17 protein-coding genes and 1 pseudogene are annotated in these 23,229 nt (G+C 69.2%); 4 read left to right on the forward strand and 14 right to left on the reverse strand.

Features of this window, described 5'->3' with window-relative positions; translation table 11 throughout:
- Positions 1 to 7 precede the first annotated feature (7 nt).
- Together pepN and VRZ77_RS15955 are read left to right on the forward strand one after the other, a co-directional pair.
- A complete protein-coding gene (gene pepN, locus VRZ77_RS15950; RefSeq protein ID WP_414593596.1) occupies positions 8 to 2,644 on the forward strand; it encodes an aminopeptidase N in 2,637 nt (878 codons plus the stop codon).
- A gap of 107 nt (positions 2,645 to 2,751) precedes the next feature.
- Positions 2,752 to 4,215 (forward strand): diguanylate cyclase domain-containing protein, encoded by a 1,464-nt coding sequence (locus tag VRZ77_RS15955; RefSeq protein ID WP_414593597.1) that lies wholly within the window; start codon positions 2,752 to 2,754, stop codon positions 4,213 to 4,215.
- 3 nt (positions 4,216 to 4,218) lie between these two features.
- Here VRZ77_RS15955 and fae read toward each other — a convergent pair whose 3' ends face one another.
- Positions 4,219 to 4,758: a formaldehyde-activating enzyme gene (gene fae / locus VRZ77_RS15960; RefSeq protein WP_414593598.1), complete on the reverse strand. Its 540-nt coding sequence runs from the start codon at positions 4,756 to 4,758 to the stop codon at positions 4,219 to 4,221.
- Positions 4,759 to 5,033: 275 nt separating this feature from the next.
- On the opposite strand from fae, the gene VRZ77_RS15965 reads away from it, so the two are divergent.
- Together VRZ77_RS15965 and VRZ77_RS15970 are read left to right on the forward strand one after the other, a co-directional pair.
- Positions 5,034 to 7,346, forward strand: coding sequence for an ATP-binding protein (locus tag VRZ77_RS15965; protein ID WP_414593599.1), 2,313 nt, complete (start codon positions 5,034 to 5,036; stop codon positions 7,344 to 7,346).
- Between the two features lie 7 nt (positions 7,347 to 7,353).
- Entirely contained in the window at positions 7,354 to 8,469 is a 1,116-nt protein-coding gene (locus VRZ77_RS15970) for an NAD(P)/FAD-dependent oxidoreductase (RefSeq protein WP_414593600.1), read from the forward strand.
- Positions 8,470 to 8,471: 2 nt separating this feature from the next.
- Here VRZ77_RS15970 and VRZ77_RS15975 read toward each other — a convergent pair whose 3' ends face one another.
- From VRZ77_RS15975 to VRZ77_RS16035, 13 genes and pseudogenes are all read right to left on the reverse strand, one after another.
- Positions 8,472 to 11,471, reverse strand: coding sequence for a bifunctional [glutamine synthetase] adenylyltransferase/[glutamine synthetase]-adenylyl-L-tyrosine phosphorylase (locus VRZ77_RS15975; RefSeq protein ID WP_414593601.1), 3,000 nt, complete (start codon positions 11,469 to 11,471; stop codon positions 8,472 to 8,474).
- Between the two features lie 82 nt (positions 11,472 to 11,553).
- A complete protein-coding gene (locus VRZ77_RS15980; protein WP_414593602.1) occupies positions 11,554 to 12,966 on the reverse strand; it encodes an ATP-binding protein in 1,413 nt (470 codons plus the stop codon).
- Positions 12,950 to 13,630, reverse strand: a complete 681-nt coding sequence (locus VRZ77_RS15985; RefSeq protein ID WP_414593603.1) for a winged helix-turn-helix domain-containing protein — start codon at positions 13,628 to 13,630, stop codon at positions 12,950 to 12,952. The genes VRZ77_RS15980 and VRZ77_RS15985 overlap by 17 nt, the downstream gene beginning before the upstream one ends.
- 309 nt (positions 13,631 to 13,939) lie before the next feature.
- Positions 13,940 to 15,544, reverse strand: coding sequence for a Do family serine endopeptidase (locus VRZ77_RS15990; protein WP_414593604.1), 1,605 nt, complete (start codon positions 15,542 to 15,544; stop codon positions 13,940 to 13,942).
- A gap of 91 nt (positions 15,545 to 15,635) precedes the next feature.
- On the reverse strand, positions 15,636 to 16,127 hold the full coding sequence (locus VRZ77_RS15995) for a cytochrome c-type biogenesis protein (RefSeq protein WP_414593605.1): 492 nt from the start codon (positions 16,125 to 16,127) through the stop codon (positions 15,636 to 15,638).
- Positions 16,124 to 18,118: a heme lyase CcmF/NrfE family subunit gene (locus VRZ77_RS16000; RefSeq protein WP_414593606.1), complete on the reverse strand. Its 1,995-nt coding sequence runs from the start codon at positions 18,116 to 18,118 to the stop codon at positions 16,124 to 16,126. The genes VRZ77_RS15995 and VRZ77_RS16000 overlap by 4 nt, the downstream gene beginning before the upstream one ends.
- An 88-nt stretch (positions 18,119 to 18,206) precedes the next feature.
- Positions 18,207 to 18,653 (reverse strand): cytochrome c maturation protein CcmE, encoded by a 447-nt coding sequence (gene ccmE, locus VRZ77_RS16005; protein WP_414593607.1) that lies wholly within the window; start codon positions 18,651 to 18,653, stop codon positions 18,207 to 18,209.
- A 3-nt stretch (positions 18,654 to 18,656) separates the two neighbouring features.
- Positions 18,657 to 19,784 (reverse strand): c-type cytochrome biogenesis protein CcmI, encoded by a 1,128-nt coding sequence (gene ccmI, locus VRZ77_RS16010; RefSeq protein ID WP_414593608.1) that lies wholly within the window; start codon positions 19,782 to 19,784, stop codon positions 18,657 to 18,659.
- 184 nt (positions 19,785 to 19,968) lie between these two features.
- Entirely contained in the window at positions 19,969 to 20,436 is a 468-nt protein-coding gene (locus tag VRZ77_RS16015; protein ID WP_414593609.1) for a glycine zipper domain-containing protein, read from the reverse strand.
- Between the two features lie 102 nt (positions 20,437 to 20,538).
- Positions 20,539 to 21,915 carry an ATP-binding protein gene (locus tag VRZ77_RS16020; protein WP_414593610.1) on the reverse strand — a complete coding sequence of 459 codons (1,377 nt, stop codon included), beginning with the start codon at positions 21,913 to 21,915 and terminating at the stop codon, positions 20,539 to 20,541.
- Positions 21,915 to 22,586, reverse strand: coding sequence for a response regulator transcription factor (locus tag VRZ77_RS16025; RefSeq protein WP_414593612.1), 672 nt, complete (start codon positions 22,584 to 22,586; stop codon positions 21,915 to 21,917). The genes VRZ77_RS16020 and VRZ77_RS16025 overlap by 1 nt, the downstream gene beginning before the upstream one ends.
- Positions 22,587 to 22,789: 203 nt before the next feature.
- Positions 22,790 to 23,035, reverse strand: coding sequence for a hypothetical protein (locus VRZ77_RS16030; RefSeq protein WP_414593611.1), 246 nt, complete (start codon positions 23,033 to 23,035; stop codon positions 22,790 to 22,792).
- Positions 23,032 to 23,229, reverse strand: a pseudogene (locus tag VRZ77_RS16035) (hypothetical protein); the annotation flags it as partial. The gene VRZ77_RS16030 and the pseudogene VRZ77_RS16035, both read right to left, overlap by 4 nt.

Raw genomic sequence — 23,229 nt, forward strand, 5'->3', positions numbered from 1 at the left:
GCCTTCGATGTCATCGACCACCGAGCCGCAGCCGATCCGCCTCAGCGACTATCGCCCCCCGGACTGGCTGGTCGACACGGTGGACCTCGACGTGAGGCTCCACCCGAGCGCCACCCGCATCCTCGCCCGCCTCGCCATGCGGCCGAACCCGGCGGGACGCCCGGGCTCGCCCATCGTGCTCGACGGCGACGAGCTGGTGCTGAAAGCGGTGAGCCTCGACGGGCGGGCGCTGGCCGGCACCGCCTATGTCGCGACCCCTTCCGCGCTGACCATCCTCGCCCCGCCGCAGCAGCCGCTGGTGCTGGAGATCGAGACGCGGCTCGACCCCTCCGCCAATACCAAGCTGATGGGGCTGTACCGCTCCAGCGGCACCTATTGCACGCAGTGCGAGGCCGAGGGCTTCCGGCGCATCACCTATTTCCCGGACCGGCCGGACGTGCTCTCGGTCTACACCACCCGGATCGAGGCCGAGCGCGCGGAAGCGCCGGTGTTGCTGGGCAACGGCAACCTACAGGAAAGCGGCGAGGTGGAGGGCACCGGGCGGCACTACACGGTGTGGCACGACCCGTTCCCCAAGCCCTGCTACCTGTTCGCGCTGGTCGGGGGCAGGCTCGACCGCATCACCGAGCCCTTTGTGACCGCGACCGGCAGGCAGGTCGAGCTTGGCATCTATGTCGAGCCCGGCAAGGCGGGACGCGCGGGCTATGCGATGGACGCGCTCGAGCGCTCCATGCGCTGGGACGAGGAAGTGTTCGGCTGCGAGTATGACCTCGACGTGTTCAACATCGTCGCGGTCGCCGACTTCAACATGGGGGCGATGGAGAACAAGGGGCTCAACGTCTTCAACGACAAATACGTGCTGGCGAGCCCGGAGACGGCGACGGACGCAGACTACGCCAATATCGAGGCGATCATCGCCCATGAATATTTCCACAACTGGACCGGCAACCGCATCACCTGCCGCGACTGGTTCCAGCTCTGCCTGAAGGAAGGGCTCACCGTCTTCCGCGATCAGGAATTCTCCTCGGACCAGCGCTCGCGGGCGGTGAAGCGCATCGCCGATGTGCGGCTGCTCAAGAGTCACCAGTTCGCCGAGGATGCCGGCCCGCTCGCCCATCCGGTGCGCCCGGCCGCCTATCGCGAGATCAACAACTTCTACACCGCGACCGTCTACGAGAAGGGCGCGGAAGTGGTGCGGATGCTCAAGACCCTGCTGGGCGAAGAAGATTTCCGCTCCGGCATGGACCTTTATTTCGAGCGCCATGACGGCACCGCCGCCACCATCGAAGACTTCCTCAACTGCTTCCAGGACGCCACCGGCACCGACCTGTCGCAATTCGCCCTGTGGTATGCGCAGGCCGGCACGCCCCGGCTGGACGTGACCGGCCACTGGGATGCGGGCGCGGGCACCTATACGCTCGACGTTGCGCAGACCGTGCCGCCGACGCCCGGCCAGACCGACAAGCAGCCGATGCTGATCCCGCTTGCGCTCGGCCTCGTCGGCGAGGACGGCCGCGATCTGCCGCTCCAGCCGGCGGGGGGCAGCAACGGCGCACCGGGCGTGGTGCTGGTGAGCGAGCCGAGGCAGCGCTTCGTGTTCGAGAATGTCTGCGAGCGGCCCCGCCCCTCGCTCAATCGCGGCTTCTCGGCGCCGGTGAAGCTGGTGACCGACCTGTCGACGCAGGACCTGATCTTCCTCGCACGTCATGACGCCGACCCGTTCAACCGCTTCGACGCGGCGCAGACGCTGGCGCTCGGCCTGCTGGTGGACGCCGCGCGGGCCGGGACGTCACCCGACGCCGCGCCGCTGGTCGAGGCGCTGGGCGCGATACTCGCCGACCCGGCGCTCGACCCCGCCTTCATCGCGCAGGCGCTTTCCGTGCCGTCCGAGGGCGATGTCGCCCGCGAAATCGCCAGCGACGTGAACCCCGACGCGATCCACGCCGCACGGCGCGCCCTGCGCCGGGCGATCGGCACGGCGCTCGCCGGGCCGCTGGCGGGCGCCTTCGAGCGCTATGCCGCACCCGGCCCCTATTCGCCCGACGCCGCCTCCGCCGGCCGGCGCGCGCTGCGCAATGCCTGCCTCGACCTGCTGGCCACCGCCGGCGCGGGAGATGGCGCCGCGCGGGCGCTGGGCCTGTTCCGCGCGGCGGACAACATGACCGACCGCTTCTTCGCGCTCTCCGTGCTGGCCCACGCGGTGCCGGCAGAGCGCGAGGCGGCGCTGGACGATTTCTACGCCATGTTCCAGGGCGACCCGCTGGTCATCGACAAATGGTTCGCGCTGCAGGCGCAGATTGCCGAGCCCGGCACGCTGGACCGCGTGCGCGCGCTCACCACGCATCCTGCCTTCGCCATGACCAATCCGAACCGGGTGCGTTCGCTGATCGGTTCCTTCGCCAGCGCCAACCAGACCCAGTTCCATCGTGCCGACGGGGCCGGCTACGACTTCGTGGCGCAGTCCGTGCTCACGCTGGATGCGATCAATCCGCAGGTGGCCGCGCGTCTGTTGGCGGCGTTCCGAAGCTGGCGCTCGCTTGACGCCGGCCGGCGGAAAGCGGCGGAGGCGGCGCTGCTTATGGTTTTCCGCACGCCGGGACTGTCTCCAGATGTCGCCGACATTGCCGGCCGTTCGCTCGGCTAGTCGATACTTTATAAATAAAGTTATCCAGGGAGCCTCCCATAGATATCGGGGAGGCGTATACTGCGCTAGTATTTATACGGATTATCCTCACGGTATTGGAGCATGCCTTGAACGCCGAGGCATCGAAGCCTTATCTAGATACCGTATCGCCTGATGAGGTTTACAACAGCGCCCCGCTTGCCTTGTGTCTCGTAGACAGGCAGATGCGCTTCCTCGCCGCGAATGAATCTCTCGCCCAGACGCTGGGTCGGCCGCGGAACGAACTGGTCGGCGCCGCCATCGGCGACGTGCTGCCGGCCGTCGTTCCGCTGCTGACGCGCGGCTTTCGCATGGTGGATGCCGGCAAGCCGCTGTCCACCAAGCTCATGATCGAACTACCGGGCACCGGGAAAATCTTCCGCGTCAGGGCGCGCCCCTTCCACGATGCTGACGGCCGGATCGTCGCCCTTTCCTGCGCGATGGTCGACATCACCGAGGCGCGCGCCGCGATGAAGGCGCTCCAGGACATGGAGCAGCTCTGCAACTTTGCGCTGCAAAGCGCGGGACAGTGGATCTGGGAATACAACCTCGCAACCGGCGTGGTGTGGCGGTCACCGCACTGGAAATCGGTTCTGGGGTACGAGGCCGACGAGCAGGTCGGCGCTGACGAGACCATGGCTTGGGGAATCGTGCATCCCGAGGACCAGCATCAGGTGCGGAGCCGTTTCAACAGGCTGATCAGCGGCGAGGCCGAGCAGTTCGAGGCGATCTACCGGGTCCAGCACAAGAGCGGGCGCCGCTTGTGGGTTCTCAGTCGCGGCACGATCGTTGAGCGCGACGAGCGGGGCGCACCGCTGCGGGTGCTCGCCACCAGCGTCGACATCAGCCTTCAGAAGCAGATCGAGGAAGAGCTTTCCGCCACTGTGCGCCAGCGCGAAATGCTGGAGCGGGAACTGATCGAAGCCAACCGGCGGCTGACCGCGCTGTCGGAGATCGACCCGCTGACGGAGCTGCCGAACCGGCGCAAGCTCGATGAGGTGCTCGTGCGCGAACTGCGCCGGCGCGAGCGCAACGGCTCCTCGCTCGCGCTGCTGATGATCGACGTCGACCATTTCAAGGATTTCAACGATCTTTACGGCCATCCCGAAGGGGATGAATGCCTGCGGCTGATCGCCGGAGCGCTGCGTTCCAATGCCCGCCGCTCCGGCGACATGGTGGCGCGCTATGGCGGCGAGGAGTTCGTCGCCGTCCTGGCCGAAACCGGCGAGGCAGAAGCCGCGATCGTGGCGGAGAACATGCTGGCCGCCGTGCGCAGCCTCAAGCTGCCGCATGCCGGCAGCTTGTTCAATCTGGTCAGCATCAGCATCGGCATCGCCGTGCTCGGACCGGAGGCGCGCACCACGGGCATGCCATCCGACGCGCTGGTGCGCGCCGCCGACCATGCGCTCTATGCCGCCAAGCAGGGCGGGCGCAACGCCATCGCGCTCGCCCCGATGCGCGACGGCGAGGAGATGCGGCTCCTGCCGCGCTCGGACCGGACCGGACCGGCGACGGCCGAGCCGCCACTGGCCGACGGCACGGCGCTGCCATAGGCGTCAGTACTCGATGACGCCGTCCAGCGCGTAATGCTTCACGCTCTTGCGGTTGGCGATGAGCTGCTCGACCGTGGGCTCGCCCTTCATGGCGCGCTCAAGAGCGAGCTTCATGGCCTCGTAATTGGTGCGATAAAGGTCGGCCTTGTCGAGATTGGGATCTTCGGCGCAGCGCGGGTCGAGCCAGACCATGACGATCATGCAGATCTCGTCGGCGGCTTCCTTGGGCAGGATGCCCTCGCTGAGCGCGTCGACGATGGCGTCGCCGATCGCGCCCTGAACCACGCCGCCCAGGAGATCGACATATTCCAGCGTGTGGATGGTCGCCTTGGTGGTCATCATGGTGGCGGGGCGGACCTGCTGGTTGAGGTCGCGCACCACGAACATGCGGGTGTGGCCCTGAACCTGGCCCATCATCGACGCGAACGCGTGGCCGGCGGGGCCGCGCACCGAACCGATCAGCACCTCCGGCATGGCATCGGTGAACTGTCCGTCGGCGGCCAGAACGGTCGCCTCGCCGGTGCGGAACCAGATTTCGCTCATGAGTTCGTCCTCCAGGGGATATCGGATGGTTCGAGGCCATAGCACCCCAAGAAAGTTTGCGTCCATCACAACCGGCGCAAGCCCCGGAAGAGACTCAGCTTTAGCCGCGAAGCACCCGTTAACACTCAACAATTCCGTGTCCTAACCGTCATCTTGACTCCCCCGGACTCTGGACAGGAGGGGGTCGATTCGATTCAAATCAGGGTGATTCGGAGGGACGCGGGACGTCGCTCCGGTCGCACGAACGGGGACATGGGGAACTGGGGGGATCGGCGATGGCTCGCGCCAACGCTGTAGGCGCATCTGTGCGCGTGCAGGCCATGCGGGGGCTCGCCCGGTCGGTGGCAAGGCCGGCCTATCAGCGGCTGGTCGAGGCCGAGCCGTTCATGCGCAAGGCGGTGCCGGCGCTGATCGTCGCCTTCATCGCCATCGTCGCCATCGCGGCGGTCGTCCAGACCCGCGCCTATCGCGCCGACGCCATTTCCGACGCCAAGGACGAACTGGCGCTGTTCGCCCTCGCCATTGCCAGCGACATGCGCCTGCATGCCAAGCCCGGCGCCGCGCCCGAGGCGCTGCTGAGCGCCAGCCTGCCGGCCCGCGCCACTGAGAACGGGCGCCGCTACGGCCTGATCGACAGCTCCGGGACCGTGGTCGCCGCGCTCGACCCGCAGCCGGCCACCGCCGAGGACATACGCTACCTCATCGCCAATGTGCAGGCGCTGGCGATCTTCGCCGAGAATGCGGGGGTGCTGGAAGTCGCGCTGCCCGACGGCACGCCGGCGCTGGCGGCGATGCACAATCTCAACACGCTGCCGCTCCAGCTCGTCGCGATCCAGCCGGTCGGCGGCGCGCTGGCAACCTGGCAATCCGACACCATCCTCACCGTCACCCTGCTCTCGACCACAGGCGCGGTGCTGCTGATCCTCGGTTTTGCCTTCCACTGGCAGGCCACCCGCGCCCGCGAGGCCGACGGCATCTACGACACGGTGCGCGCGCGCATCGACACCGCGCTCTCGCGCGGGCGCTGCGGGCTGTGGGACTGGGACATGGGCCGCGGACGGATGTTCTGGTCGGAATCCATGTTCGAGATTCTGGGGCATGAACCGCGCGACGACCTCATCTCCTTCGCCGAGGTCGCCGCCCTCGTGCATCCCGACGACACCAATCTGTATGAAGTCGCGCAGGAGATCGCCGACAAGCCGGGCCGCACCATCGACCGCATGTTCCGCATGCGTCACGCCGACGGGCGCTGGGTCTGGCTGCGGGCGCGGGCCGAGGTGGTGGCGCAGGAAAATGGCGAGCCGCCGCATCTGGTCGGCATCGCGGTCGATGTGACCGAGGAGCGCCGCCTCGCCGAGCGCACCGCCACCGCCGACATGCGGCTGCGCGACGCCATCGAGAGCATCTCGGAATCCTTCGTGCTGTGGGATGCCGGCGGCCGGCTGGTGATGTGCAACTCGAAATTCCAGTCGCTGCACGGTTTCGGCGATACGGCGGTTGCGCCGGGCACGCCGTTCGAGACCGTGGCGGCGCAGGCGCGCCAGCCGGTGGTGCGCATTCCGCTGCGCTCCGAGGATCGCCCCGAGGAAGGCGCCCGCGCCTTCGAGGCTCAGATCGAGGGCGGGCGCTGGCTCAAGATCGCCGAGCGCCGCACCAAGGATGGCGGCTTCGTCTCGGTCGGCACCGACATCACCGCGCTCAAGCGCCACGAAGAGCGGCTGATGGACAGCGAGCGCCGGCTGATGGCGCTGGTGGCGGACCTGCGCAAATCGCAGCAGACGCTGGAAATGCAGGCGCTCCAGCTCGCCGAACTCGCCCAGAACTACGCCGACGAGAAGACCAAGGCCGAGGACGCCAACCGCGCCAAGTCCGAATTCCTCGCCAATATGAGCCATGAGCTGCGCACGCCGCTCAACGCCATCATCGGCTTCTCCGAGCTGATGGAAGGCGGGCTGTTCGGCCCGCTCGGCAACGACAAGTACAACGAATATTGCCGCGACATCCGCGATTCCGGCCGCTACCTGCTGGACGTGATCAACGATATTCTCGACATGTCGCGGATCGAGGCGGGCCGGATGCATCTCTCGCTCCAGACCACCTCGCTGGACGAGGTGCTGGCCGACGCGATCCGGGTCATGGCGGTGCGCGCCGACGAGAAGCACCTGCGCGTCACGAGCGAAGCCGACGCCCCGATCACGCTGGAAGCCGACCGGCGCGCCCTCAAGCAGATCGCGCTCAACCTGATCTCCAACGCCATCAAGTTCACGCCGGAGAACGGGCGCATCACCGTGCGTACCCGTCGCTCCAAGCAGGCGGCGCTGCTGGTGATCGAGGATACCGGCATCGGCATCCCCAAGGCTGCGCTCGCCAAAATCGGCCGGCCGTTCGAGCAGGTGGAAAGCCAGTTCACCAAGACCTATAAGGGTTCGGGCCTCGGCCTCGCCATCGCCAAGTCGCTGGTGGAACTGCATGGCGGCACCATGCGCATCCGCTCCAATGAGGGCGTCGGCACCACCGTGATCATCCGCCTGCCGCTGAACGGCCGGCCCGCGCTGCACTATCGCAGCGGGAACTCAACGCAGGACTGATACCGGAATGACCGAGACCAGCGGCGAGGCGATCGACTGCGTCGTGGCCGGGGCCGGCGTGGTCGGGCTCGCCATCGCCCGCGCCCTCGCGCTGGCCGGCCGCGACGTGCTGGTGATCGAGGCGGCCGGGCTGATCGGCTCGGAGACCTCGGCGCGCAATTCCGAAGTGATCCATGCCGGGCTCTATTATGCGCCCGGCTCGCTGAAGGCCCGGCTCTGCGTCGAAGGCCGTCATCGGCTCTATGCCTACGCCACTGAGCGGAATATCGCGCACCGGCGCTGCGGCAAGCTGATCGTGGCCGGCGGCGCGGCCGAGAGCGCGAAGCTCGCGGCCATCAACGCCCATGCGCGGGCCTGCGGTGTCGACGACCTGAGCTTTCTCGACGGCGCGCAGGCGCGCGCGATGGAGCCCGCGCTCCACGCCGATGCGGCGCTGCTGTCGCCGTCCACCGGCATCATCGACAGTCACGGATTGATGCTGGCGCTGCAGGGCGACCTTGAGGATGCCGGCGGGATGATCGCGCTCAATGCGCCGATCGAGGGCGGGGCGGTGACGGCGCAGGGCATTCACCTGCGCGTCGGCGGGGCGGAGCCGATGGCGCTCACCGCCCGCAGCTTCGTCAACGCCGCCGGCCACGGCGCGGTGCCGCTGGCGCGGGCGATTGACGGCATTCCGGCCGACGCGATCCCCCAGGCCTATTTCTGCAAGGGCTCCTATTATTCCCTGCCCGGCCGCGCGCCGTTTTCGCGGCTGATCTATCCGGTGCCGGAGGCCGCCGGGCTCGGCGTGCACCTCACCCTCGATCTCGGCGGGCAGGCCAGGTTCGGGCCGGACACCGAATGGGTCGAGGGGCTGAACTACGACGTCGATCCGGCGCGGGCGGAAGTGTTCTATGCCGCGATCCGCCGCTACTGGCCGGCGCTGCCGGACGGCGCGCTCTCGCCCGCCTATTCCGGCATCCGGCCGAAGATCGTGCCGCAGGGCTCGCCCGCCGCCGATTTCCGCGTCGACGGGCCGGCCGAGCACGGGATCGCGGGGCTGGTGCAGTTGTTCGGAATCGAGTCTCCCGGCCTGACCGCCAGCTTCGCCATCGCCGATCTGGTCGCAGAAAAGCTCGCCTGAACTCAGGCCCGGCGGCGCGGGCGGGCGGCGACCGCCTCGTTGAGCAGCCGCTCGAAGATCGCGCGCACCTGCGCCTGCGTCTCGAACAGATGGGCCTCCAGCGTCGAGAAGTCCGGCATGCCGCCGGCCCGCGCCAGCAATTGCCGGAGCGCGGGGCTGGCCTCGCCCGGCACGAACGGCCCGCTGAGCGACAGGCGCATGACCTGGGTGAGGTCATGCAGCAATTTGCAGGCGGCGATCAGCACCTGCCCGTCATCGGCGCCGAGCGCCCCCGCCTTCACCGCCGCCGCCAGCGCCCGGGCGGTCGAGGTCTCCATCACCTCGGGATGTTTCGCGGCTGAGGTGAGCACCAGATATTGCGCGATGAACTCGATGTCGATCAGCCCACCGCGCGCGTTCTTCAGGTCCCACGGGTTGTCGTCGCCGCGCTCGGAGGCGATGGCGCCGCGCATGTCGATGATGTCGGCGGCGACAGGAGCGCCGCGTCGCGGACGGCGCAGCACGGTCGCGATCGCCGCCTTCACCCGCGCCGCGAAGGCGGGCGAGGCCGAGACGATGCGCGCGCGGGCGAGCGCCATGTGCTCCCAGGTCCACGCCTCATCGCGCTGATACAGCTCGAAGGCGGCAAGGCGGGTCGCCACCGGGCCGGAGCGGCCGGAGGGCCGCAGGCGCAGGTCGACCTCGTAGAGCTGGCCGGCATTGGTGGGGGTGGTGAGCGCGCTCACCAGACGCTGGGTGAGCCGGGCGAAATATTGCGCGCCATAGAGCGGGCGCGGCCCGTCGGATTCGGGGTGCTCCTCGTCGAAATCATAGAGCACGATCAGGTCGAGATCGGAGGCGGCGGTCATTTCCCGCCCACCAAGCTTGCCCATGGCGAGCACCGCGACTTCCGCGCCGGGAATGGTGCCGTGCGCCTCGCGGAAGCGCGCTTCCACCTCGCGGCCCAGCGCCCGGATGACGATATCGGCGAGCCGGGCGAAGGCGTCGCCGGCCTGCGCCGCCGGCAGCGTGCCGGAAAGGATGCGCACGCCGATCAGCACATGCTGTTCCTGGCGGAACCGGCGGGCGCGGTCGAGCAGGTCCTCCTCGCCTTCGGCATCGGCGAGCAGCGCGGAAAGCCGCGCTTCCAGCACAGGCGCCTCGGGCAACGCGCCGAAAAAGGCTGGGTCGAGCAGGGCGTCGATCAGCGAGGGGCGATGCGCCAGCATCCCGCCGAGGCGCGGCGCGGTGCCGAGAATGGTGGCGAGCAACCGCACCAGATCGGGATGACGGGCCAGCGCCGAGAGAAAGCGCAGCGCGGAGGGTAGCTCGCGGAAGAAGCGGTCGGCCGCCTTCAAGGTCGTGTCCGGCGCCCCCCCGCGCGCCAGCGCGTCGAGCAGCAGCGGCACCACCGCCGCGAGCCTGTCGCGCGCCACGCTCTGGCGCAGCGAGCGGCACTCGCCCGAGAGCCAGTCGCGCACGATGGCGCTGGCCGCCTGCGGCTCGGTGAAGCCGAGCTTGAACAGGGTGGCGAGGGTCTCGCGGTCGTCCTTTTCCGGGGGAAATTCCAGCCGACCCTCGACCACCGCGCGCGGCGGCGCGTCCTCGAACAGCTTGGCGTAATGGCGCTGCACCCGCATCAGCTGCCGGGTCAAGGTGGCGGCGAACGCCTCGCGGTCGGCATAGCCCATGAAGCGGGCGAAGCCGGCCAGCGCGTCCTCATCCTCGGGCAGGGTATGGGTCTGCGCATCCGCGACCATCTGCAGCCGGTGCTCGACGCGGCGCAGATAGTGATAGGCCTCGCCCAGCTCGTCGCGGGCGGCCTTGCCGATCCAGCCGTCTTGCGCCAGCCGATCCAGCGCCTCCAGCGTGCGCGGCGTACGCAGCGCGGGCGCGCGCCCGCCGGCGATGAGCTGCTGGGTCTGGGCGAAGAACTCGATCTCGCGAATGCCGCCGCGCCCGAGCTTGACGTTATGTCCTTCGACCGCGATCGCCTCATGGCCGCGAAAGGCATGGATCTCCTGCTTCATGGCGTGGACGTCGGCCACCGCCGCATAGTCCAGCGAGCGCCGCCAGATGAAGGGAGAAAGCTGGTGCAGGAAGCGATGACCAAGCTCGATGTCGCCGGCGATCGGCCGCGCCTTGATATAGGCGGCGCGCTCCCAGGTGGCGCCCTCGCGCTCGTAATAATCGAGGGCCGCGTCGAGGGAGAGCGCGATCTGGGTCGAGGCCGGATCGGGCCGCAGCCGCAGGTCGACGCGCGCGACATAGCCGTCACCAGTGCGCTCCTGAATCAGCCGGACAAGCGAGCGCGTGAGCCGCACGAAGAACGGCGCGGCCTCGACATCCTTGGCCAAGGGCGCGGTCTCGGGATCGTAGAGCACGATCAGGTCGACATCGCTGGAATAGTTCAGCTCGCGCGCCCCGTGCTTTCCCATGGCGAGCACGGTATAGCCCTGCCCCTGCGCGCCCTCCTTGCGCAGCCTGCGCGCGGCCACTGCCTCGCGGAACAGGAAGCCGGTCGCGGCGGCGATGGCGGTGTCGGCGGTGTCGGTGAGTTCGGAGGTCACCGCGTCGAGGTCGAAGACGTTGCCGATATCGGCCAGCGCGATGGTCAGCGCCGCCTCCGCCCGCAGCCGGCGCAGCGCGCGCATGACGACCGCCTCGTCCTCGCTCGCCTCGACGGCGGCGCGCGCCTCAGCCCGCGCGGCGGCGAGCCCAGCCCATGGGCTGGTCTCCAGAATGCGCAGAAGACGCGCCGGATCGACCCGCATCAGATCGGAGAGGAAGGGGGAATGCGCCGCCACGCGGTCCAGCACCGCCTGCGCTGGCGGATGGGCGTCCATCAGGGCGGCGAAGCGCTTGCGCAGGGCCGCGGGTGCCTCGCTCAGCAGGGCCGCGGCGGGAGCCGAAGCGGGTCCAGCGTCAGGCGTAATCTCGGCAAGGCGCATATGGGCGGCAAGACCGTCGTTTCCGCGATCGGTCGTCGTCTTTACTGCCGCCTTGCCACGCTTTTCCGCCATCAGCCCCGCCGTGCTCCATCCGCCAACCGCACCTTAGGGCAATATAGTTGCGAAAGTGCTCTCGGCGTCGGCATGTGCCGTTTCAGGAGGCATTATCCGGCGCGCCACCGGCCTCCAGAGGGATAGTGATGACCACGCGCAGGCCCGGCTCGTTGTCCTGCAGGTCGATCGTGCCGCCATGGAGCTGCACCACGGCGGACACCAGCGACAGACCGAGCCCCGAACCCGGCTGGGTGCGGCTCGCCTCCAGCCGGACGAAGCGCTCCAGAACGCGCTGGCGATCCGCCTCGGGAATGCCGGGACCGGAATCGGCGACGGTGAGGCACGCCGTCTCGCCGCGCCGCTCCAGCGTCAGCCGGATCGCGCCGCGCTCGCCCGGCAGCGCGGGCGCGCTGTATTTGATCGCATTGTCGATGAGATTGGACAGCGCCTGCCCGAACAGCTCGCGCAGCCCGTGCACCCGCAGCGGGTCCGGCGCCGAAACGGTGAGGTCGAGCCCTTGCTCGTCGGCGACTGGCTCATAAAGCTCGGCGACGCTGGAGACGGTCTCGGCGAGATCGAAGCCCACCATGCCGGCGCGGGCCTGCCCGGTCTCGGCGCGCGCGATCATCAGCAGCGCGTCGAAGGTGCGGATCAAGCCGTCGGATTCCTCGATCGTCTGCTCGGTCGCCGCGCGCCACTGCTCATCGCCCTGCGCGGTGCGCAGCGCATCTTCGGCGCGATTGCGCAGGCGCGTCAGCGGGGTCTTCAGATCGTGGGCGATGTTGTCGGAAACCTCTTTAAGCCCCGCCATCAGCGTCTCGATCCGGTCGAGCATGGCGTTGAGGCTCAGCGCCAACCTGTCGAATTCGTCGCCGGTGCGGTCGATCGTCAGGCGGCGCGACAGGTTGCCGGCCATGATGGTCTCGGCGGTGGCGGTCATCTGATCGATGCGCTTGAGCACACGGCGAGTGACGAACAGCCCGCCCGCGACGCCAAGGATGACCAGCACGCCGAGACCCCACACCGCCGGGCGGATGATGATCTGGCGCAGTTCCTCGCGCTCGACGATGTCGCGGCCGATCAGCAGGCGGAAATCGCCGGGCAGGAACACGACATGGACCAGCGCGCGGCTCGGCCGGCTGCCGGAATCCTCCTCGCGCACATAGTCGATCTCGCGCCAGCCGGCGCTGTCGAGGAAGTTGAGCGGCAGGTTCAGCACATTGCCGGCCATTGGCTCGCCGGAGAAATTGGTCAGCAGGATCAGCCCGGCATCCGGCGCGCGCGAGCGGCGCGACACCACCTGCAGCACGCGGTTGATGCCGCCGCGATCATATTGGCCGGTGATGAAGCGCGTGTCGTTCTCGATCGCCTCGATCGCCTGCCGGGTGACGAGGCGCTGGGTGTGCCAGCCGAGATAGGCGATGACGCTGCCGGCGAACACCGCGAACACCAGCAGATAGGCCGCAATCAGCTTGAATGCGGTGGTGCGGAGCAGCCTACCGAGCGATGTCACGGATGATGTATCCCGCGCCGCGCACCGTATGAAGCAGCGGCGGCTCGAAGCCCTTGTCGATCTTGGAGCGAAGCCGCGAGATGTGGACGTCGATCACGTTGGTCTGCGGGTCGAAATGATAGTCCCAGACATTCTCCAGCAGCATGGTGCGGGTCACCACCTGCCCGGCATGGCGCATCAGATATTCCAGCAGCCGGAACTCGCGCGGCTGCAGCACGATCTCCTGCCCCGCGCGGGTGACGCGATGGGCGAGCCGGTCGAGCTCAAGGTCGGCGACACGGTAGAAGGTCTCGGCGGCATTCGGCCCGCCGCGCCGTGCCAGCGCCTCGGCGCGGGCGAGAAGCTCGGAAAAGGCATAGGGCTTGGGCAGATAATCGTCGCCGCCGGCGCGCAGGCCGGTCACGCGGTCGTCGACCTGGCCGAGCGCGGAGAGGATGAGGGCCGGCGTCTTGTCGCCGCGCGCGCGCATCTCGCTGATCAGCGACAGCCCGTCGCGGCGCGGCAGCATGCGGTCGACGATCAGCACATCATAGCCGCCGTCCAGCGCATGGGCGAGCCCGTCCTCGCCGTCGCCAGCGACATCGACGACATGGCCGGCTTCATGAAACGCCTTGCGCAGATACTCGGCGGCATCGCGGTCATCCTCGACGACAAGCAGGCGCATGGCGGGTTCTTCAGCACTTTTCCTGAGGTCCGAACGCTCGACGGTTGAGGCGTCGCGATCGTCGGACGAGCGGGAAGACGGAAAGGCGGCGGGATTCGGATGGTTCTCCATGTACGCCATTTCCTGTCTCCCGACTATCGAACCCGTTCGTTTCGACGGGCCATGTTGGACGCGGGACGCTCCCTTTTAAGGAGCGTCCCGTGACCGGCGGCACTCCGGTCCCTTTGGGGCGGGGGGGATGGACCGGGGCGCCAGCCGATGGGGGACGGCAGCGCCTTGGCGCTACCGTCAGAGGGCGAGCGGGGATTCTCAGCCCTTGTTGTCGTTGAGGGAGATGGCGACGAAGCGGGTGCCCTTGTCGGACTTGACGCGCATCAGCACGGCCTTGCGGTTGTCCTTGGCCGCCTTGGCCAGGGTGTCGCGCACCTCGGCCGGGCTCGACACCGGGGTGCCCGCCACGTCGAGGATCACGTCGCCCGAGGCGATGCCGCGCTCCGCCGCCGGCCCGTTCGGGTCGACCTCGGTCACCACCACGCCCTGATCCCCGGCACCGGCAACGCCCTTGGCCGGCGCCAGCGACAGGCCCAGACGCGGCACCGCGCGCCCGGTCTCCTCGTCCTTGCCCGCGTCCTTCGACGGACCGGCCGAGGCGACATCAGTCGGAAGCTGCTCCAGCGTCACCGGAACCGTGATCGACTTGCCGTCGCGCAGCACGCTCAGCTTCACCGTCGTGTCCGGCTTCTTGCGCGCGATCTCCCGCGACATCTCGCGGCTGTCCTTGATCGCCTTGCCGTCGATCGCGGTCACCACGTCGCCCGCCTTCAGCCCGGCCTTCTCGCCCGGCGTGCCCGGCTGCACCTGCGCGATCAGCGCGCCCTGCGCGTCCTTCAGCTCCAGCGCCTCGGCGACCTCGTCGCTCACCGGCTGGATCTGCACGCCGACATAGCCGCGCGCCACCGTGCCGCCCGACTTCAGCGCCTCGACCACCTCGGACACCGTCTCCGAGGGGATCGCAAACGCGATGCCGACATTGCCGCCCGAGGGCGACACGATCGCGGTGTTCACCCCGATCACCTCGCCGTCCAGCCCGAAGGTCGGCCCGCCGGAATTGCCCCGGTTGATCGGCGCGTCGATCTGGATGAAGTCGTCATACGGGCCCGAGCCGATGTCGCGGCCGCGCGCCGAGACGATGCCCGCCGTCACCGTGCCGCCGAGGCCGAACGGGTTGCCGACCGCGACCACCCAGTCGCCGACCCGCGGCGCGTTCGCCGCCAGCTTCACCCACGGGAAATTGTCCTTGCCGTCCACCTTCAGCAGCGCGACATCGGTGCGCGGATCGGTGCCGATCACCTTGGCGGTGTAGCTCTTGCCGTCGGTCAGCGTCACGTCGACTTCCGACGCGCCGTCCACCACATGGTTGTTGGTCACCACATAGCCGTCGGCCGAGATGAAGAAGCCCGAACCCTGGCCGACCACGCGGTCACGGCCGGGGCCATGCCCGGGGCCGCCGCGGCGCGGGCCCATATCGGGACGGGCGCCGGGGCCGCCATTCTCGCCGAAGCCGAAGCGGCGCATGAAGCGCTCGATCTGCGGGGGAACGCCCTGCATCCCGCCCTCGCCCTCGTCGTCATTCATCGCCACCTCGTCCGAGGTGTTCTTCTTCACCTTCACGCTCACCACCGCCGGAGACACCTTCTCCACGATGTCGGCAAACGAGAACGTCCCCGCCGGCTGGCTGGTGGTGATCTGCGCGAGCGCCGGCGTCACCGTCTGCGGCAGCACGAACGCCCCCACCGCTCCGCCCGCCAGAGCAAGCGTGAACACACCCGCAAGAAGACCGTTCCGGCTCTCGCGGAGAAGGGAGGGCTTGCGCGAGTTGGCAGAGGAGGAAGTAACGGGAGAGAAACGCGACATGGGCTTTGGTCCTCGTCAAGTCATCGGCCACGGCGGCCAGCGTCGACGAGCAACCTAGAAAATCCAGCCTTAACGCAAACTGGACGGTATCTTACGGTTTCGTAACATCGTCCGGCTTTTCGCCCACGAGTTGCCGCAGCTTTGCCTCTTCTTCCGCGCTCAGCCGCGCCGCCGGGCCGGCGACCACGATGCGGCGCCGGCCGCGCAGATACAGCGCCAGCGCGCCGCCGAACAGCAGCAGGAACGGCCCGCCCCACAGGATGAGGTTGGCGCCGTGCAGCGTCGGGCGCAGCAGCACGAACTCGCCATAGCGCGCGACCAGATAGTCGAGCACCTGGCGGTCGCTGTCGCCGGCCTCGATGCGCTCGCGCACCAGAAGGCGCAGGTCCTTGGCGAGCGGCGCGTCGGAATCGTCGATCGACTGGTTCTGGCAGACCATGCAGCGCAGTTCTTTCGACAGCGCCCGCGCGCGCGCCTCATGGGCGGGATCGGCCAGAACCTCGTCGGGCTGCACCGCATGGGCGGGTGCCGCGAGCGACAGCGCGAGCATGAGGCCCGCCGCGCGGGTGCGCCAGCCGCTCATTCCGCCGCCGCCAGCTTGGGCTCGACCGGCCGCGGCTTCTTCGCCGGTCGCGGCGCGCCGACACGCAGCCGCCGGTCGGACAGCGACAGGGCGCCGCCCAGCGCCATGATCACCGAGCCGATCCAGATCAGCGTCACCAGCGGCTTCCAATAGGCACGCACGCCGATGGCGCCGCCCGGCAGCTCCTCGCCGAGGCTGACATAGAGCTGGCTGAAGCCCATGGTGCGGATGCCGGCTTCGGTGGTCGGCATGTTGCGGGCGGTGAACAGGCGCTTGGCGGATTCGATGGTGCCCTCGTCGACCCCGCCATGCCGCACCGTGAACACGCCGACCAGATCGCGGTAATTCGGGCCGGTGCGGGGCTCCACCCGCGCCAAGGTGAGCTGGTAGCCGCCGACCTCGAAGCTCTCGCCCAGCTTCACCGCCGCGATGCGCTCGGAGTTCCAGCTGGTCTCGGCGACGATGCCGAGCAGGCAGATGCCGACGCCGGCATGGGCCAGCGCCGCGCCATAGCTCGCGCGCGGCAGGCCGCGCAACCGCGCCCAGGAGGTCGCGAGCGGCACGCGCCCGACCGCGCCGCGCTCAGCGAGGTCGACGACGGCGCCCAGAATGACGAACGCCGAGAGCCCGACGCCGAGCGGCGCCAGCACCGGCCCGCCGCCGTGCAGATAGAGTGCGGCCGCTCCCGCGAGGATGGCGAGGCCGAACGCCGTCATCAGCCGCTGCGCCGCTCCGGCAAGATCGCCGCGCTTCCAGGCCAGCATCGGGCCGAACGGCATCGCGAACACCACCGGCAGCATCAGTGCGCCGACCGTGAGATTGAAATAGGGCGCACCCACCGTGATCTTGGAGCCGTCCCACGCTTCCAGCGCCAGCGGATAAAGCGTACCGATGAACACCGCCGCCGCCGAGGCGGTGAGCAGCAGATTGTTCAGCACCAGCGAACCCTCGCGCGAGATCGGCGCGAAGATGCCGCCCTGCCTCAGCAGCGGGGCACGCAGCGCGAATAGCGTCAGCGAGCCGCCGATGAAGAAGATGAGGATGGCGAGAATGAACACGCCGCGCGTCGGGTCGGTGGCGAAGGCGTGCACCGAGGTCAGCACGCCCGAGCGCACCAGGAAGGTGCCGAGAAGCGACAGCGAGAAGGCGAGGATGGCGAGCAGCACCGTCCACACCTTCAGCGCGTCGCGCTTTTCCATCACCACGGCGGAATGGATCAGCGCGGTGCCGGCGAACCACGGCATCAGCGAGGCGTTCTCCACCGGGTCCCAGAACCACCAGCCGCCCCAGCCGAGCTCGTAATAGGCCCAGTAGGAGCCCATGGCGATGCCCACCGTGAGGAACGCCCAGGCCGCCAGCGCCCAGGGCCGCACCCAGCGCGCCCAGGCGGCATCGATACGCCCGTCGATCAGCGCGGCGACGGCAAAGGCGAAGGTGACGGAGAAGCCGACATAGCCGAGATAGAGCAGCGGCGGATGGATGGCGAGGCCGATATCCTGCAGGATCGGGTTGAGGTCCTGCCCTTCGGCCGGCGCCGGCACCACCCGCAGGAACGGGTTGGAAGTGAGCAGGATGAACAGCAGGAACGCCGCCCCGATCGAGCCCTGAACGCCCAGCACATTGGCGCGCAGCGTCGCCGGCAGATTGCCGCTGAACAGCGCCACCATCGCCCCGAAAATGGCGAGCACCAGCACCCAGAGCAGCATGGAACCCTCATGGTTCCCCCACACGCCGGTGATGCGATACAGCAGCGGCTTGAGCGAGTGCGAGTTCTCGACCACGTTCTGCACCGAGAAGTCGGACTGCACATAGGCGACCGTCAGCACGGCAAAGGCGAGCAGGACGAAGCCGCAGAAGGCCAGCGCCAGCGACGAGCCGGTGCGCATCAGCACCGCGTCGCCGACCTTTGCCCCCCAGATCGGGATCACGGTCTGCAGCAGCGCCAGCCCGAGCGCCAGCACGAGGGCGTAGTGGCCGATTTCCGGGTTCATGGCCGCGCGCCTTTCGTGAAACCGTCGCGGCAGCCGCCGCAGGCTGAGAACGGGAATCGCAATATGCGAGAAAGGGGCGTCGGAGCGGTCATTGCGTCGCGCTCCCCTCCTGCCACACGCCCTGCTTCTTCAGCGCGTCGGCGACTTCCTTGGGCATGTAGTTCTCATCGTGCTTGGCGAGCACGCTGTCGGCGCGGAAGCTGCCGTCCGGCTCCAGCACGCCCTCGGCGATGATGCCCTGCCCCTCGCGGAACAGGTCGGGCAGCAGGCCGGCATAGGCCACCGCCATGTCGCCCCGCCCGTCGGTGACGACAAAGCGCACATGGGCATTGTCCTGCTTCACCACGCTGCCCTCCTTCACCAGCCCCCCGAGCCGCAGCCGCGTGCCGGGCGCCGTGCCCTCGGCTGCGATCTCGCTCGGCGAGCGGAAGAACACGATGGTGTCGTTGAGCGCGTAGAGCACCAGTCCGGCGGCGAGGCCGAGCACGCCAAGCGCGCTGGCGATGAGGACGAGGCGGCGTTTCTTGCGCGTCATATGTCAGCTCCCGAGCCCGAGCTCGCTCGACAGCGCGTCGATGCGGCTCAGGGCTCCGTCGTCCTTGGCGAACTGGGCGCGGGCATCGCTGGCGGCGGCTTTGGCCTTGGCGGTCTCGCCCAGTACGCTCCAGGCGCGCATCAGGCGCAGCCAGCCGTCAATGTCGTCGCCGTCCTGGGACAGCCTTTGCTGAAGGCCCTCGACCATGCCGCGCACCATCTGGTTGCGCTCTTCGGGGGTCATGGACTGCGCGGCGGCGACATCGGCCGCGTTCGGGCCGGGCGCCGACGGCGCTGCGGGCGGCGGGGTGGCGCCGACGCGGGCGAGCGCGGTGCGCAGCAGCGGCTGCCAGGGCGCATCGGCGGGAGACTGCGCCGCGAGCTTGCTCCAGATCGCGGCGGCCTCCTGCGGCTTGCCGTCCTGCTCGGCGGCGAGGCCGAGATAATAGCTGGCCTTGGGATCGTCCGGGTCCTGCGCCAGCGCCTGCTGGAACGCCGCCTTGGCCTCGGCGGTGACCACGCCGCCGGACTGGGACAGCAGCGCCTCCCCGAGCCCGGTCTGGCGCTGCGGGCTGGGGCCGAGATAGCGGATGGCGTTGCTCCACGCGCGCGCCGCGTCGTCGACGCGGCCCAGGCGCATATAGATCGGCGCCACCACCTCATAGCCGCGCCCGTCCTGCGGGTTGGCTTCCAGGTGGGTCTCGACCTTGCGGATCAGGATCGCGACATCGCTCTGCTGGGGAGCGGCTTCGAGCCGGGCCGCCAGCGGCTGGCCGTCGAGCTCGGGCGAGCCGAGCGCGAGATAGGTCGCCCCCGCCGTCAGCGGCAGCACCACCAGCGCGATCACCGCGACGGCGCGCCGGTGCAGATCGCTGCGCGCCGGGCGCAGCATTTCCGCCTCGCCGGCGACGCGCAGGATGCGGCGGCCGAGCTCGGCCCGCGCGGCATCGCCCTCGGCCTCGCCGATCAGCCCGCTCGCGCGGTCGCGCTCGATCTCGGCGAGCTGGTCGCGATAGACCGCGATATCCGCCTCGACGGCGCTGCCGGCTTCGGCATCGCGTCGGCGCAGGGGCCAGAGCACCGCGAGAATCGCGGCCCCGGTCATCAGCGAAAGAGCGGTCCACAGCAACATTAGGGTTCCTCTAATGCGCTCAGGTAGCCGACCTTCGGCCCGCCGCCAATCCGTAAGAACCTCGGTCCGATCGCCGCAGCGTCACAGTCGCGCGAGCGGAAGCGGTGCGTCGATCGGCAGAAGAAAGACGCCCGCGACGCGGATCCACGTCGCGGGTTGCCGTTTGGTAAGGCCCGAAGCCGCGTCAGCCTTGAACCGGGGTCCAGGTGCCGTCCGGGTTGCGGCAGGCGGTGCCGCGCGCGGTCTGCGGCTGGCCGTCGACATAGATGGTGTGGGTGAATTCGCGGCACCGCGGCGAACCGCCGCGCGCATAGGTGGGGCCGGGCACGATGGTGCCATAGGCGCCGCTCTCGCCGCGCCAGCTCACGGGCGCACCGGGATTGCCATATTCCAGCGCCTGCATCTGCGCCTGCTGGGCGCGGGCGCGGTCCTGCGCGTCGAGCGAGTTGCCGATCGCGCCGCCGATCAGGCCGCCGATCGCCGCGCCCGCCAGGGTCGCGCCGGTGTTGCCGCCGGCAAGCTGGCCGATCACGCCGCCCGCCAGCGCGCCGATCGCGGCACCGCCGACCGTGTTCGGATTGTCCTGCGCGGTCTGGCAGCCCGCCAGGGAGACGCCGATCAGACCGACGGCAAGAAGCTTCACAGCACGCATAAAACAGGTCTCCCAGAATCCAATTCAGCCCAAACTAGCCGGTTCCGGGGGCAGAAAGCGAGAGGAATGGGGCGAAACCGGGGCTCCGGATGCCCTGATGCATCACGCCGCCGGCAGGCGCACCACGCAGCGCAGCCCACCGAAGGGCGAGCGCTCCAGCGTCAGTCCCCCGCCATAGAGCCCGGCCAGCTCGGTCACGATCGACAGGCCGAGCCCCGATCCGGGCTGCGTCTCGTCCAGCCGCCGGCCGCGCTTCAGCGCCTCGGCCTGCTCGCCTGCCGTAAGGCCGGGGCCGTCATCGTCGATGGTCAGGGTGAAGAACGCCCGCCCGCCGGGCGCTTCCTCAGCCGGGGCGGCCGTCACCTCGACCAGCGAACGCGCCCATTTGCAGCCATTATCGATGAGGTTGCCGAGGATTTCCTCGATATCCTGCCGCTCGCCGCGAAACCGCAGCCCCGGCGCGACCTCGGTCTCCACCGCGATGCCCTTGGCGCGGTAGACCTTGGCCAGCGTGCCCGCGAGCTTCTCGACGATCGGGCCGACCTCTTCGGTGGTCATGGTCACGGTGGCGCGCGCGGCGATGCGGGCGCGCTCCAGATGATGGGCGACCTGTCCCTTCATCACCTCGGCCTGCTCGCGCACCTTGACGGCGAGCGCGTCCTCGCCGCCCCGCGCGGCGGCTTCGTTCTGCAGCACGGAGATCGGCGTCTTGAGGGCATGGGCGAGATTGCCGACATGCATCCGCGCGCGTTCGACAATCTCGCGATTGCTCTCGATCAGCGCGTTCATCTCGGCGGCGAGCGGCGCCAGCTCGACCGGATAGCGGCCCTCGATCCGCTCCGCCTGCCCTGCCCGCACCTGGTGCAGTGCCGCCAGCATGCGCTTGAGCGGCCGCAGGCCGAACACGACCTGAAAGATCAAAGTGAGCAGGATCGCCACGCCGACAACCGCCAACGTGACGCTCAGCGCCCGGTTGAAGCCCTGCACCTCTTCCTCGATCTCGCCGGAATCCGCCGCGACCGAGATCACGAAATGCCCGTCCTCGCCCAGATCGATATAGCGCTCGATGACGCGCAGGCTCTGGCCGGCGGGCCCCTTGGCATAGCCTTCGCGCAGGCCGGTGAGATCGGGTTCGGTCCGGCGCTCATAGAGCGAGGGCAGCGTGCCCTCGGGCAGGGAACGCGATGTCTTCACCTGCCGTCCCGGCCCGTCGACGCGCGCGATCTGCCAGTACCAGCCGGAGAGCGGAAAGCTGAACACCGGGTCGCCCAGCGTGGTCGGCTCCGGCATGGCGCCGGTGCCGGAATTGGCCACGTCGGCGACGATGGTCTTGAGATAGACGTCGAGCCGCCGGTCGAAGGCCCGCTCCACCGCCTCGCGATACACCGTGGACAGCACGATGCCGGTGACGATCAGAACCGCGGCGCTCACCAGCGTGGCTGAGATGAACAGCCGGAGCGCGAGCGAGCCGGCGCGCATCAGCGCGGGGTTTCCGGCGGCAGCAGCAGATAGCCGAGCCCGCGCACGGTCTGGATCACCTCGACATCGAGCTTCTTGCGCAGCCGCCCGACGAACACTTCGATCGTGTTGGAATCGCGGTCGAAATCCTGGTCGTACAGGTGCTCGACCAGCTCGGTGCGCGACACCACGCGCCCGGCATGGTGCATCAGATAGTCCAGCAGCCGGTATTCGTGGGAGGTCAGCTTCACCTGCTTGCCGTCGACCGTGACGCGCCCGGAGCGGGTGTCGAGCATCACCGGCCCGCAGGTCAGCGTGCTCGCCGCGTGCCCGGTCGCCCGGCGCAGCAGGGCGCGGATGCGGGCCAGCACCTCCTCCATGTGGAAGGGCTTGGCCACATAATCGTCGGCGCCGGCATCGAAGCCATGCACCTTGTCGCTCCAGCGGTCGCGGGCGGTAAGGATCAGCACCGGCATTTTCTTGTCGGCCCGCCGCCAGGCTTCCAGCACGGAAAGCCCGTCCATCTTCGGCAGGCCGATATCCAGCACCACCGCGTCATAGGGCTCGTTCTCGCCGAGATAATGCCCCTCCTGCCCGTCATAGGCGCGGTCGACGGCATAGCCAGCCTCGCTCAGCGCCTCGAAGAGCTGGCGGTTGAGATCGGGATCGTCCTCGACGACAAGCAGGCGCACGTTCTCTCCCCGGATCGGCAGGTGGGTCGATTCGGGGAGCATGCCATTGCCGGGCGGCGCTGTCAGGTCTCCGCCCGTCGCGCCGTCAGCCGCGCCAGCCGCACAGCTCGCGGCCCACGGCATTGTGCGCCTTGACCTGCCGGATGGTCGGATCGGTGTCGGCACGCGACCAGCTGATGGCGCGGAACGCCCCGCAGGCGCCGTCAGTCGCGCCGGAAGCTGTCGTCCTCGCGCAGCCGCCCAGCATCGCCGTCGCGCTCAGCAGCAGCGCGCGCACGGTCCGCGCGCGAGATCGTCTCCAGCACATCGCGTTCTCCCTCCGCCAGGCACGCCGCCCGGCCTTCCATACGTCCCTTGAGATAAAGCCCGCCCAGCGCCGCCAGCACGACGAGCACCAGCGCCGCCCCGCGCGCGAGCGGGCTGGCGATCAGCCCGAGCAGCACGCTCATGCCCGCGCCTCCCCGGCCCGTATCCGCGCCAGTGCGCCGTGCAGCGTCAGCGCGACACCCGCCAGCACCAGCGCCGCGCAGAGCCAGCGCATGACGAGCGACAGTTCGGAGAACGGCGCCAGCCGGTCCGCCTGCTCGGCGATCACCGCGCCAAGGCTCCCCGCCCCGGCCATCAGCCCGCCCGCCCCCTCCGG

It is taken from the genome of Ancylobacter sp. G4_0304, assembly GCF_047501495.1.
Classification (GTDB): Bacteria; Pseudomonadota; Alphaproteobacteria; order Rhizobiales; family Xanthobacteraceae; genus Ancylobacter.